General features: G+C 57.1%; 12 protein-coding genes and 1 tRNA gene. 12 read left to right on the top strand and 1 reads right to left on the bottom strand.

Annotation, left to right across the window (positions count from 1 at the left end):
- The first annotated feature begins 3 nt into the window (after positions 1 to 3).
- The 3 genes from CKW18_RS18160 to vapC all read left to right on the top strand — a co-directional run bounded on the left by CKW18_RS18160 (position 4) and on the right by vapC (position 1,248).
- Positions 4 to 447 (top strand): hypothetical protein, encoded by a 444-nt coding sequence (locus CKW18_RS18160; protein WP_095190064.1) that lies wholly within the window; start codon positions 4 to 6, stop codon positions 445 to 447.
- Positions 448 to 610: 163 nt separating this feature from the next.
- Positions 611 to 841, top strand: a complete 231-nt coding sequence (gene vapB, locus CKW18_RS18155; protein ID WP_095190063.1) for a type II toxin-antitoxin system VapB family antitoxin — start codon at positions 611 to 613, stop codon at positions 839 to 841.
- A complete protein-coding gene (vapC, locus tag CKW18_RS18150) occupies positions 841 to 1,248 on the top strand; it encodes a tRNA(fMet)-specific endonuclease VapC (RefSeq protein WP_095190062.1) in 408 nt (135 codons plus the stop codon). Before vapB ends, vapC begins: the two co-directional genes overlap by 1 nt.
- A gap of 77 nt (positions 1,249 to 1,325) precedes the next feature.
- Here the strand turns inward: vapC and gabP are convergent, their stop codons facing one another.
- Entirely contained in the window at positions 1,326 to 2,717 is a 1,392-nt protein-coding gene (gene gabP / locus CKW18_RS18145; protein ID WP_095190061.1) for a GABA permease, read from the bottom strand.
- A 553-nt stretch (positions 2,718 to 3,270) separates the two neighbouring features.
- Between gabP and CKW18_RS18140 the strand changes: the two genes are divergently transcribed.
- From CKW18_RS18140 to CKW18_RS18095, 9 genes are all read left to right on the top strand, one after another.
- Positions 3,271 to 4,044 (top strand): ABC transporter ATP-binding protein, encoded by a 774-nt coding sequence (locus CKW18_RS18140; RefSeq protein ID WP_007909167.1) that lies wholly within the window; start codon positions 3,271 to 3,273, stop codon positions 4,042 to 4,044.
- A 13-nt stretch (positions 4,045 to 4,057) separates the two neighbouring features.
- Positions 4,058 to 4,807 (top strand): ABC transporter substrate-binding protein, encoded by a 750-nt coding sequence (locus tag CKW18_RS18135; protein WP_095190060.1) that lies wholly within the window; start codon positions 4,058 to 4,060, stop codon positions 4,805 to 4,807.
- Positions 4,808 to 4,885: 78 nt separating this feature from the next.
- Positions 4,886 to 5,578 (top strand): ABC transporter permease, encoded by a 693-nt coding sequence (locus CKW18_RS18130; protein ID WP_095190059.1) that lies wholly within the window; start codon positions 4,886 to 4,888, stop codon positions 5,576 to 5,578.
- Positions 5,578 to 6,267 carry an ABC transporter permease gene (locus CKW18_RS18125; protein ID WP_095190058.1) on the top strand — a complete coding sequence of 230 codons (690 nt, stop codon included), beginning with the start codon at positions 5,578 to 5,580 and terminating at the stop codon, positions 6,265 to 6,267. The genes CKW18_RS18130 and CKW18_RS18125 overlap by 1 nt, the downstream gene beginning before the upstream one ends.
- Positions 6,248 to 7,483 (top strand): methyltransferase, encoded by a 1,236-nt coding sequence (locus CKW18_RS18120; RefSeq protein ID WP_095190057.1) that lies wholly within the window; start codon positions 6,248 to 6,250, stop codon positions 7,481 to 7,483. The genes CKW18_RS18125 and CKW18_RS18120 overlap by 20 nt, the downstream gene beginning before the upstream one ends.
- Positions 7,484 to 7,828: 345 nt before the next feature.
- Complete coding sequence (locus CKW18_RS18115; RefSeq protein WP_095190056.1) at positions 7,829 to 8,665, top strand: FkbM family methyltransferase; 837 nt, start codon at positions 7,829 to 7,831, stop codon at positions 8,663 to 8,665.
- A 75-nt stretch (positions 8,666 to 8,740) separates the two neighbouring features.
- Positions 8,741 to 8,816 (top strand) — tRNA-Thr (locus CKW18_RS18110).
- A gap of 240 nt (positions 8,817 to 9,056) precedes the next feature.
- Positions 9,057 to 10,214, top strand: coding sequence for an AAA family ATPase (locus CKW18_RS18105; RefSeq protein ID WP_095190055.1), 1,158 nt, complete (start codon positions 9,057 to 9,059; stop codon positions 10,212 to 10,214).
- 821 nt (positions 10,215 to 11,035) lie between these two features.
- Positions 11,036 to 12,016: an integrase domain-containing protein gene (locus CKW18_RS18095; RefSeq protein WP_095190053.1), complete on the top strand. Its 981-nt coding sequence runs from the start codon at positions 11,036 to 11,038 to the stop codon at positions 12,014 to 12,016.
- Positions 12,017 to 12,270: the final 254 nt, after the last annotated feature.

Here is a 12,270-nt window from a genome sequence, read left to right as displayed (position 1 = left end):
CCCATGGCATCCCTGAACAAACAACAGAAACGCGCCAAACGCGCCAAGGCCAAAGCCAAGCAAATCCGTATGGTCGGCCGTAAGCCGCTGGACCAGGACGAAGACCTCGGCCACCTCGCCGAGCCGATCCCGGAATACACCTTGGCGATGTTCAGCAAAATGCGCGACGCCGAAGCCGTCAGCCGCAACGAGATGCTGCTGACCCTGCTGCGTGAACTGGCGTTCATCATCGTTGACCATCCTGAGTTGCTGGACATGGAAAACGCCGAAAACGAAGGCATGGCCGCCACCCACCTGGCCGCCGACATGCTGATCGACTACCGCATGTGGGCCGACGGCATGGACATCGAAACCGCCCAGGCCTGGCTGAGCGAACCGCAGTTCATCACCGATTTCGGGATTGCGCTGGATACTTACGGCAAGTCGCAGGAAGAGAAGAGCGAGTAACCATCGCTCTCAAACAAAAACGGCCGCTCGTCATCACTGACAGCGGCCGTTTTGTATGGAGATTGGATAACCCTTCGTCTGAGGGTTAGGTATATCCCATTGACATATCCCAGTCTCAACCTATCCTTTGGTCCAGCACAGGCGTAGCCCCTGGAGGACGCATATGGAACAAACCACAATTTTCATGAGCAATAGAAGCCAGGCTGTTCGACTTCCCAAGGCAGTCGCGATGCCCGGCGATGTCAAACGCGTAGAAGTAATCGCCATTGGTAGAACTCGCGTCATCACGCCCGCGGGCGAAAGCTGGGACAGCTGGTTCGATGGCGACAACGTTACATCTGATTTCATGGCTGACCGTGGTCAACCCGCTGATCAGGAGCGCGAGTCGTTCTGATGATCAAATACATGCTGGATACCAACATCTGCATCTTCACCATTAAAAACAAACCACAAATTGTCCGGGAAGCTTTCAATCGACATTCCGGGCAATTGTGCATCAGCGCTATCACGCTCATGGAGCTTATTTACGGTGCTGAAAAGTCCGCGGCCCCAGAAAAGAATCTAGCGGTTGTCGAAGGATTCGTTGCGCGATTGGAAATCTTGCCTTTCGATAATGACGCAGCAGCACAGACCGGGATGATTCGATCTGAACTTGCGAAAGCGGGAACACCCATTGGGCCGTACGACCAAATGATCGCAGGCCACGCGCGGTCACTTGGACTTATCGTGGTCACGAACAATGTGCGGGAATTTGAACGTGTTTCCGGATTACGCATTGAGGACTGGGTTCATCCCGACTGAACAAAGCTCTCAAACAAAAACGGCCGCTCGTCATCACTGACAGCGGCCGTTTTGCGTTACGCGTTACGCGTTACGGATCAGTTCAACACCACCGCGCCGCGTTTTTCCAGCTTGCGGCGGCGTGCCACCAGCAGGCCGGCAGCGACTACCAGCAGGCTCAACAGGCCGGTCGCGAGGATTTCCACGCGGTGCGCTTCCTGGAACAGCATGATGGTCAGGGCCGCGACGATGAAGATGATTACCGCGTAGGTCAGGCCCGGGAACAGCCACATGCTGAAGGCGATTTTCTCGCCGCGCGCCATGCGCTGTTTACGCATACGCAGTTGCGAGAACGCGATCACCAGGTACACCAGCAGCGCGATGGCGCCGGAGCTGGCCAGCAGGAATTCGAACACTGCAGCCGGAGCCACGTAGTTGGCGAATGTGCAGAGGAAAGCGGCGCCGGTGGACAGCATCACCGCCCAGTAAGGCGTACCGCTTTTGTTGACCCGAGTCGACATGGCCGGTGCATCACCGCGCTTGCCGAGGGAGAACAGCATGCGCGACGAAGTGTAGAGGGCCGAGTTCAGGCAACTGGTTACAGCGACCAGCACCACGATGTCGACGATCATCTTGGCGTTCGGGATGCCCATGCGCTCAAGCACGGTCTGGTAGGAACCGAGGTTGGCCAGGGTCGGATCGTTCCATGGCACCAGGGCCACAACGATGAAGATCGATACGAGGTAGAACAGGCCGATCCGCCAGATCACCGAGTTGGTGGCCTTGGAAATCTGTTTGCCCGGGTCCTTCGATTCCGCGGCCGCAATGGTCACGATTTCAGTACCCATGAACGAGAACATGGTGGTCAGGATCGCACCCAACACCGCACCCATGCCGTTAGGCAGGAAGCCACCGCTGTCGAACAGGTGCGAAACGCCGCTGACCTGGCTGTTTGGCAGGTAGCCGAAGATGGCCGCCAGACCGAGGATGATGAAGCCGATGATCGCCAGCACTTTGATCAGCGCGAACCAGAATTCGAACTCGCCGTAATTCTTCACGCTGAACAGGTTGGTCACGGTCAGCAGCAGGGTGATGACCAGTGCAAACGCCCAGATGCCTACGTCGGGGAACCAGGCGTGCAGAATGGTTGCGGCGGCGTTGGCTTCCAGCGGAATCACCAATACCCAGAACCACCAGTACAACCAGCCGATGGTGAAACCGGCCCAGTGCCCGATGGCACGGTCGGCGTAAGTCGAGAACGAGCCGGTGTCGGGCGAAGCAACCGCCATTTCGCCGAGCATCCGCATCACCAGCACCACCAGGGTACCGGCGGCGGCGTAGGCCAACAGCACGGCGGGGCCTGCGGCAGCGATGGCGTGACCGGAGCCAACGAACAGACCGGCGCCGATAACACCGGCGATCGACAACATGGTCACATGACGCGGTTTGAGCCCCTGTTCGAGGCCATTGGAGCTTGGGGTACTGCTCATCGGAACTACCTTTGCAAGGAAAGCGATTGCGTCCGGCCCGTCTGGTTTTCCCTTCTCGTAAAAAGAATCCAACGGGGCGTTCCTTATTCTGCACGCAAGTTTTGCGCCAAAATGTTTCAAAGTCTTCTGTGCCGCGGCTTTGCGCGGGACCCGACAGTCATCGCAAGTCATTGGATTTAATGGCAATCCGCCAGAGCGTTACCCTGCGACTCACTTTTCAAACGAATCAGCGCACCAGAAACACACTGAAAAAGTGTGGGATGCACAATAAAAGGGCGAATCGGGAACGTTCGGCCGGATAGCGCTTCCAACACCCCGCCAAAGCTGGCAACATCGCGCCTTTTTTTACGCGACACTCACGGGTTTGCACGATCAAGCACCCGTTCGGTTGTTGATGGGGCGACAGTCTGCTGCGCCGATGCGACAACCTGTCACATGCCATCCGTTTACCGCTCCCGGCGCTGTTGGCTGCCATTGAAACGCTATGCTAGCTTGGCCGCCTCGCCAGGAAGGTCAACCAACAGCAGGAGTGCAACATATATGAGGAACGCACATGGCTGAGGCCACGCCCGCGCTTGAAATCCGCAACTTGCACAAACGCTACGGACAGCTTGAGGTGCTCAAAGGCATCTCGCTGACCGCCCGCGACGGCGATGTGATCTCGATCCTCGGTTCCTCCGGTTCCGGCAAGTCCACGTTCCTGCGCTGCATCAACCTGTTGGAAAACCCGCACCAGGGCCAGATCCTGGTGGCCGGTGAAGAACTCAAGCTCAAGGCCGCCAAAAATGGCGAACTGGTTGCCGCCGATGGCAAGCAGATCAATCGCCTGCGCTCCGAGATTGGTTTTGTATTTCAAAACTTTAATCTGTGGCCGCACATGAGCATCCTCGACAACATCATTGAGGCACCGCGTCGCGTGCTCGGCCAAAGCAAGGCCGAGGCCATCGAAGTCGCCGAAGCGCTGCTGGCCAAGGTCGGCATCGCCGACAAGCGCCATGCTTACCCGGCGCAACTGTCCGGCGGTCAGCAACAGCGTGCGGCGATTGCCCGCACGCTGGCGATGCAGCCGAAGGTGATCCTGTTCGACGAGCCCACCTCGGCACTTGACCCGGAAATGGTTCAGGAAGTACTTAGTGTCATCCGCGCATTGGCCGAAGAAGGCCGCACCATGCTGCTCGTGACCCACGAAATGGGCTTCGCCCGTCAGGTCTCCAGCGAAGTGGTGTTCCTTCATCAAGGCCTTATAGAAGAGCAAGGATCGCCACAGCAGGTGTTCGAAAACCCGCTTTCGGCGCGCTGCAAACAATTCATGTCCAGCAACCGCTAACGGAGCAACATGCATGCAGAATTTTAAAAAGGTCTTCCTGGCCGCCGCCGTCACCCTGGCGTTCAGCGCCGGTGCCATGGCCGAAACCCTGAAGATGGGCATCGAAGCGGCTTACCCGCCGTTCAACAATAAAGACGCCAGTGGCAACGTAGTCGGCTTCGACAAAGACATCGGCGACGCCCTGTGCGCGAAGATGAAAGTCGAATGCACCGTGGTCACGTCCGACTGGGACGGCATCATCCCGGCCCTGAACGCGAAGAAATTCGACTTCCTGATCTCCTCGCTGTCGATCACCGACGAGCGCAAAGGCGCGGTGGACTTCACCGACCCGTACTACTCGAACAAGCTGCAATTCATCGCACCGAAAAACGTCGACTTCAAGACCGACAAGGACTCGCTCAAGGGCAAGGCCATCGGAACGCAGCGTGCCACGCTGGCCGGTACCTGGCTGGATGACACCTACGGCAGCGATGTCAACGTCAAACTCTATGACACCCAGGAAAACGCCTACCTCGACCTGACTTCCGGTCGTGTCGACGCAATTCTCGCCGACAAGTACGCCAACTATGACTGGCTGAAAAGCGACGCTGGCAAGAACTACGAGTTCAAGGGCGACCCGGTTGTAGAAAGCGACAAGATCGGCATCGCTGTGCGCAAGGGTGACCCACTGCGCGAGAAGCTGAACGCCGCGCTGAAGGAAATCGTCGCCGACGGCACTTACAAGAAGATCAACGACAAGTACTTCCCGTTCAGCATCTATTGATCCTGACCTGTGGGACTGGCGCCGTGATTCGACGGCGCCAGCTCCCGACTTTGCCTGCCGCAATTTGAACAGAAACCCATGATTATCGACCTCTACGGATTCGGCCCGGCCCTCGCTGCCGGCGCGCTGATGACCGTCCAACTCGCTCTCACCGCCCTGTGCCTGGGTCTGGTGCTCGGCCTGCTCGGCGCTTTGGCCAAGACTTCCCCGTACAAGCCGCTGCAATGGTTTGGCGAAACCTACTCGACCATCGTACGTGGTGTGCCGGAACTGCTTTGGGTTCTGCTGATCTACCTCGGCACCGTCAAGACGATGAATGCCATTGGCGAATACTTTGGCAATCCAGACCTGGCGCTAAGCCCCTTTGTGGCCGGCGTAACCGCCCTCGGACTGTGCTTTGGCGCCTATGCCACGGAAGTCTTTCGTGGCGCCATCCTGGCCATTCCGAAAGGTCACCGTGAGGCCGGCCAGGCCCTGGGCCTGTCGAAATGGCGGATCTTCACCCGGTTGATCATGCCGCAGATGTGGCGTATAGCCCTGCCAGGCCTTGGCAACCTGTTCATGATCCTGATGAAAGACACCGCGCTGGTGTCGGTGATCGGCCTGGAGGAAATCATGCGCAATGCGCAGAACGCGGTGACCTTCGCCAAACATCCATTCACCTTCTATCTGGTCGCAGCCGTCATGTATCTGGGCCTGACGATACTGGCGATGGTCACCATGCACTTCCTGGAAAAACGCGCCGCTCGTGGCTTCGTGAGGACGACGTAATGGAATGGGAAGTCATCTATAAGTGGCTGCCGAAGTTCTTTCAGGGCGCCGTCCTGACACTCGAACTGGTGGGCATCGCCGTTATTCTCGGGTTGTTGCTGGCGATCCCTCTGGGTATCGCGCGCTCCTCCAAGCTCTGGTTTGTTCGCGCATTTCCTTACGCTTACATCTTTTTCTTTCGGGGCACTCCGCTGCTCGTGCAACTGTTCCTGGTCTACTACGGCCTGGCTCAGTTCGACGCCGTACGCGACAGTTTCATGTGGCAGTACTTGCGAGATCCATTCTGGTGCGCCGTCGCCACGATGACCCTGCATACCGCCGCCTATATCGCCGAGATCCTGCGTGGCGCCATTCAAGCCATCCCGCCGGGCGAGATCGAAGCCGCACGCGCACTGGGCATGTCCAAGGCCAAGGCATTGTTCTATATCGTCCTGCCCCGCGCCGCGCGCATCGGCCTGCCGGCCTACAGCAACGAAGTCATTCTGATGCTCAAGGCCAGTTCTCTGGCGAGCACGGTGACCTTGCTCGAACTCACCGGCATTACCCGCACGATCATTGCCCGTAACTACCTCACAGTGGACATGTTCTTTACCGCTGGCGTCATTTACCTGCTGATGTCGTTTGTTCTCGTTCAGGCATTCAAACAGCTGGAGCGATGGTTACGCGTCGATGCCTGCCAAGGACGCTGATTCCTCCTGTGTGCTGACGGGCGAGGAGCTACTCGCCCGCTTCACCGCGTTGGATGCTTTCTTGATTGAGCATCAGGCGCTGTGGAAACCTCGTCCGTTCACTCATCTTTCGCTTGCCTGGGAAGCGTCCTACCCGGAGTTGGCCTTGTGGCTACGCGGACGGTCGCTGGACGATGCGGAAAACACACACAACCAACCTGCCGATCTTGTGGATGCGCCGGAGCCTTTTGCCTCACTGGCGGCGATATCGGCTGCGCTGAGCGCAGTCGGTGAGTTGCCGGGGCATGCGCTGGAAGCTGCGGGACATCGCTTGAAGGTCGATGTGCCGGGGCGCAAGTGGCTGCAGATTGAAGCGTTTGCCAGTCGTCTGTCTTTTGCCTCGCAACCGACGCACTGGCTCGATTGGTGTTCCGGCAAGGGGCATTTGGGTCGACGCCTGCTGCGTGAAGGGCAACAACTGACGTGCGTTGAATACGATCCGGCGTTGGTTGCCAGCGGTCAGGCGCTGAGCCAGCGCCATCGTCTGCATGCCTTGCATGTCGAGCAGGATGTCTTGGCGGCAGATGCAGCGACTGTGTTGAACGCCCAACACACACCGGTCGCCTTACACGCCTGCGGCGATCTGCATGTGCGCCTGATGCAACTCGCCTCCGCCAGCGGCTGCAAACAACTGGCCATCGCCCCGTGCTGCTACAACCGGATCAACCGCACCACCTATCAGGCATTGTCCTGCGCCGGTTTGAAATCCGCCCTACAGCTGTCGCAGGAAGATCTGGCCCTGCCAATGAGCGAAACCGTCACTGCCGGTGCGCGAGTCCGACGCCAGCGCGACACATCAATGGCCCGCCGTCTGGCCTTCGACCTCCTGCAACGGCAATTGCGCGGCATCAACGAATACCTGCCAACACCCTCCCTGCCCAGCGCCTGGCTGGACAAACCGTTCGCCAATTACTGCCACGATCTGGCTGCGCTCAAAGAGTTATCCACAATCGGCGGGCAAGACTGGCCGGCACTGGAAACTGCCGGTTGGCAGCGGTTAGCCGAAGTTCGTAACCTGGAATTGTTGCGAGGATTATTCCGACGGCCATTGGAGCTTTGGCTGAATCTGGACCGGGCACTTTTCCTCGCCGAGCAGGGATACGTCGTACGCCTTGGCACCTTCTGCGAAACAGCCCTCACACCACGTAATCTGCTGCTGTTGGCCGAACGCGAATAAATCATCGACTCCCTGTGGATAACTCTGTTGATGAATTCTCGGTGGATCCAATATCCATGCCTGTTTCGAGCCTTTAACAGCGCTGGTCATTTTTTGTTCATATTGATAAAAAACCAATAAAACAGGGATTTGCAAACAAAATGAGAAGGAGTCCACAAATAACCGCTTAAGCACGGATTCGTGCCAGCCGGTTGTGCATAAGCCGCCAATAAAAACGACATAACCGCCGAAATTCACGGGTTCGAATCGAATAATTGCGGCGCATCGCCAGCCTTGCTATACAAGTCCACAGCGTGCCGCCAGCGCACCTCCAAATAAGAACAATCAGACCGACAGGAAGCGACCGTGACGTTCATTTCTTATGCGCAGAATTTCGAAGACGTCCGCTTGTGGCGTGCCCTCAAGCAAGTCGAACACGGCTTCTACATCGATGTTGGCGCCAACGATCCAAATCACGACTCGGTCACCAAAGCTTTCTATGACCACGGCTGGCAAGGCGTCAACGTCGAACCGATGCAGGACTACCACGACGCCCTCTGCCAGCAACGCCCCCGCGACGCCACCGTGCAATGCATCGCCAGCGATCAGCCCGGCGAAATGACCTTCTACGCCATCCCTGACACCGGCCTGTCCACAGCCGATCCGGCGATCGCCCAGCACCACAAAAATCAAGGCATGGACGTGCGCAGCCTCACCGTGAAGGCCCGTACGCTGACGTCGATCTGCGAACAATATGCCGCCGATCGGCCGATCCACTTTCTGAAAATCGACGTCGAAGGCCACGAAGAAAGCGTCTTGCGCGGCATGGACTTCACTCGCTTCCGCCCCTGGATCATCGTCATCGAAACTCCATGGGACCGCGATCACACTTGGGAACCGCTGGTCACCGACGCCGGATATCAAGCGATCCTGTTCGACGGCCTCAACACCTGGTTCCTCGCCGACGAATACATACAGCTCAAACCGGCTTTTGACATCCCGCCGTGCAACCTCGACAACTTCCAACTGTGCAAAGGCCACGCCTTCGCCCACCCGATCAGCGCCAGTGAACTCGACACCGCCCAACAACTGGCCAATGCTCTACAACGCGCCGAACAGGCCGAAGCACAGCTGTCTGCCCTGCAAAACAGCCGCACATTGAAAGCAGTGCAAACGCTGCGAAACGTGCTGCGCAGGGCTTGATTCGAGCGGATGCAAAAATAGTCTGAATTCAGGGGTTTACAGAAATTATCCAGTCGCTATAATCGTCGCCCACACGCCGGTATAGCTCAGTTGGTAGAGCAACTGACTTGTAATCAGTAGGTCCCGGGTTCGACTCCTGGTGCCGGCACCATACAAAACGAAGGCTCGCAGAAATGCGGGCCTTTGTTGTTTCTGGGGCATTTATATGTCTGGCAAATTCACCTTCAACGTAAATAGCGCCTCCCCTCCCCGCACACTTCCCCCGACTCGCCACACTTCCTCTTACACACTTCGAAAGCGCGGACTTTGAACCAACGGTTCACATTTCCATCTTTATGCTAAATTATGAAATAGCAATAATTATGGTGTACACATAAAAAGGTGTAATCGTATGAGCAGCATTTTTCAGCGCCCAGAACTGGCCGAGTCAATGGCTAACCAGCTTCTCAATCCAGGTGTGCTCGACGAAGGTCTGCGCTCAGGTTTATTTCTATCTGGCCTGCGCCGCACAGGCAAAACGACGTTTCTGAGGAACGACCTTATCCCGGCCTTGGAAGAAGCAGGTGCTTTGGTCATCTACGTCGACTTATGGAGCGACACTCTGGCCAACCCGGCAACGCTTGTGCACAACGCCATCCGGGAAACCCTGAAAGATCTGCAAACGCCGGGCTCCTCTGCCTTGGAAACATTCAAGCGAGTCAGCAATGTTGAAATCGGCGCCGCTGGATTCAAGTTCGGCTTCAAACTAGACAGCATTGGCAACGTCGACGGCCCAACACTGGCGCAAGCACTCACCGAAGTCGTAGATCAAGCCAAGACGGATCTGGTGTTGATCATTGACGAGGTGCAGCACGCCATTTCCTCAGACGACGGCAATCAGCTGCTCCTGGCACTCAAGGCTGCCCGCGACGCCATCAACCCTCGCCCGAAAACGCCGGGGTACTTTCTATTTATCGGAACCGGTTCGCACAGAGCGCAAGTCAGCGAACTGACCGCCAAACGCAACCACGCCTTTTCCGGCGCCACGTCCGCAGCCTACCCGTTGCTGAAAGGCGATTACGTTGAATTCCTGCTCAACCGACTCGCAATGACAGTGAAGAAGGACAAGTTGCCGTCCCTCGAAGCCGCTGTCGAAGCGTTCAACACTTTGGGAAATCGACCTGAAGAAATGCTGAAGGCCCTACGCCAACTCTTACAGCAAGAGGGCGAGCCAGATGTTTTCCTACCAGTAATCGCCAGCACACTACGCTCGGCGGCGGCAAACATCGAGCTGGAAAAAGTCGAGCAACTGGGTAGCCTGGCTCAAGCTGTTTTCAACAAGATCGCCTCTACAGAAGGCGATGCTCGCGGAATTTTTTCCACAGACGCAGCGGCTGAATATTCAAAGTCCGTCGGGCGAGAGGTGCGGGTCGAAGAAATTCAACCGGTAGTGATTGCGCTGGTTGCCGAGAACATCATCATGCGACGCGGGCATGGGATTTACGCGATTACAGATCAGTTTGTTCAAGAGATCTGGCTGGAAGAGCGGGCTTTGATTGAGGGGAGTTAGGCCGCGGCTGATTTTTATTCAGTGACGGCATTTCTGCCGTGCAGTTAAAGCAATCATCTCAGTGAGCCAGTTCGGGGCGGACGTTACTCCTCCAGGATCAAGATGACGAATTATCCACAGGCGTAGAAAAGATCGGGCAAAGCGCTGTCGTTGACAGCAACCCAGGTAGCCAGAACCTTTGAGTCTACGCCACACAGTGATGGTTCTCCCAAAGTGCGATTAGCGTCCGGCGGCTCGCACGGTCACAGCGATGTGATGGATGCCTACTTTTACCAGTGTGCCCACTGCGGCAACTCATCCCCTTTCATAGCTGTCCTGCAGCAACCTATCCACTTGGCCATTTCCTTGTGCCAACCTGCGCCCGTCTCTTTCTTCCGGAAAGAGACGGGCGCTCCTACCGCTGCTGCAGCCCAATTCGTACAAGGCTTTGCGGCAGTCCCTCTAGTGACATTCGGCGTGACAAACACCGAAGTCACCAGCAACAGCGATGCAGATGATGGTACCGCAACCCACGGAGTGGACTGCACCTGACTGACAGTCAGGCATGCCCCGGTCATCGCTTCACTGCCTTCACCCGACTCAGGATCTCGCGGCACCGGTCTCGTCAGCTGGTGCAGCCTCCACCCGCCCACTTCTTCGGAGGTGTTCAGGAGGTTAGATCATGAGATGCCCAAGCTCCCGGTCGTAAAGAGCCGCCAGTCCCGCGTTAGTGGACAACCCTCACAGGTCGCAGGGGCCTTGATCCCTGATAACACTCAACATCCGTGGCGGGATGACGTGGGGAAAGCTTCAAGGATTTTGGCTTCGAGAGGAGTTGGATCATGGCATTGGTCGGTAGACGGGATGGGCGCAATTTTGGCTATGGGCGACAACTGAGTTATGCCGGGCCGCAGGCGCTGAAAGATCTATTTGGCGGCGGGCATTACGGCACGGTCAAAGCGCACAGTGATCGGTGGCGGGCGTTTGTGCGCTGGTGCCGGTCCGAAGGTGGGCCGGGATTCAACGATGCGAGGAAGATCAATCGGCAGACCTTGCTGGACTACGCCGGGTACCTACGCCAGCAAGTTGAAAATGGTGAGCTTGCAATCGCGACTGCGCAAAACCGATTGTCCAGCGTCAACAGAACCATGGCCGCGCTTCGTGGTGATCAGTATGTAAGGGTGGCGAGTCCGAGCAAGGCGCTTAGGATGCCGCGCACCGGCGTCCGCACCATGCCTCCGCAAGGCCAGGACCGCGATCACGTAAAACGTATCGTCGACGTCCTCTCCGAACATCTGCAGCCGCGCGCCGCGGCCATCGCTCAGTTGGCGCGAGCAACCGGCATGCGCCTGCGAGAGGCCATTTTGGCTGATATTCCTCGACTGCAAAGGGAGGCCGAACGATACGGTAAGATCAACATTCAAGATGGCACCAAAGGTGGCCGCTCGGGTGCGTCGGCGCCTCGTTGGATCTGGGTGGATAATCATATTCGTGAAGCGCTCACGTACGCCAAGCAGGCCTCTCCCGTCGGAAGCGACAACTTGCTTGCACTGAACGAAAGCTACCTAGACTTTCAACAGCGAATCATCCGCCCTGCACGGGACATCCTTCACGCGCACAACCTCAAGGGATTCCACGAATTGCGTGCGGCCTACGCATGCGAACGGTATGAGCAGATTACAAACCAACTTGCGCCAATCAAAGGAGGTAGTTGCTACCAGCTCGACCAACACCTCGATCAGGAGGCACGCGCACAAATCAGCTATGAGCTGGGGCACGGTCGTATCGACGTAGTTTCGGCTTACATCGGTGGCCGAGCATGAGCAAGCCATTCGATATGGAGGTATTCCTCGCGGGAGTCATGAGCGGATCGCAAACGACACGTCAGCGCCACCTACACCAAGCAAAAGCCATCCAAGAAGCTATAGCTGTGCGCTGGCACCGAGACAATCCGTGGACTTGGCAGCGAAAACATCTAGTCTGGTTCTTAAATCAGCAGGTGAACCAGCGAGCAGAATCAACGCGCTATTACTATATATTGACCGTAAACTTACTCACTCTTCGCCTAGGAAAGTCT

The sequence above is a fragment of the Pseudomonas sp. Irchel 3E19 genome (assembly GCF_900187585.1).
In the GTDB taxonomy this organism is placed as follows: Bacteria; Pseudomonadota; Gammaproteobacteria; order Pseudomonadales; family Pseudomonadaceae; genus Aquipseudomonas; species Aquipseudomonas baetica.
This window is presented reverse-complemented; position numbering and strand designations above follow the sequence as displayed.

Excerpts from the sequence above, each read along its gene's own strand:
- CKW18_RS18160 (WP_095190064.1), top strand. The coding sequence starts at position 4 with ATGGCATCCCTGAACAAACAACAGAAACGCGCCAAACGCGCCAAGGCC.
- vapB (WP_095190063.1), top strand. The coding sequence starts at position 611 with ATGGAACAAACCACAATTTTCATGAGCAATAGAAGCCAGGCTGTTCGA.
- vapC (WP_095190062.1), top strand. The coding sequence starts at position 841 with ATGATCAAATACATGCTGGATACCAACATCTGCATCTTCACCATTAAA.
- gabP (WP_095190061.1), bottom strand. The coding sequence starts at position 2,717 with ATGAGCAGTACCCCAAGCTCCAATGGCCTCGAACAGGGGCTCAAACCG.
- CKW18_RS18140 (WP_007909167.1), top strand. The coding sequence starts at position 3,271 with ATGGCTGAGGCCACGCCCGCGCTTGAAATCCGCAACTTGCACAAACGC.
- CKW18_RS18135 (WP_095190060.1), top strand. The coding sequence starts at position 4,058 with ATGCAGAATTTTAAAAAGGTCTTCCTGGCCGCCGCCGTCACCCTGGCG.
- CKW18_RS18130 (WP_095190059.1), top strand. The coding sequence starts at position 4,886 with ATGATTATCGACCTCTACGGATTCGGCCCGGCCCTCGCTGCCGGCGCG.
- CKW18_RS18125 (WP_095190058.1), top strand. The coding sequence starts at position 5,578 with ATGGAATGGGAAGTCATCTATAAGTGGCTGCCGAAGTTCTTTCAGGGC.
- CKW18_RS18120 (WP_095190057.1), top strand. The coding sequence starts at position 6,248 with ATGCCTGCCAAGGACGCTGATTCCTCCTGTGTGCTGACGGGCGAGGAG.
- CKW18_RS18105 (WP_095190055.1), top strand. The coding sequence starts at position 9,057 with ATGAGCAGCATTTTTCAGCGCCCAGAACTGGCCGAGTCAATGGCTAAC.
- CKW18_RS18095 (WP_095190053.1), top strand. The coding sequence starts at position 11,036 with ATGGCATTGGTCGGTAGACGGGATGGGCGCAATTTTGGCTATGGGCGA.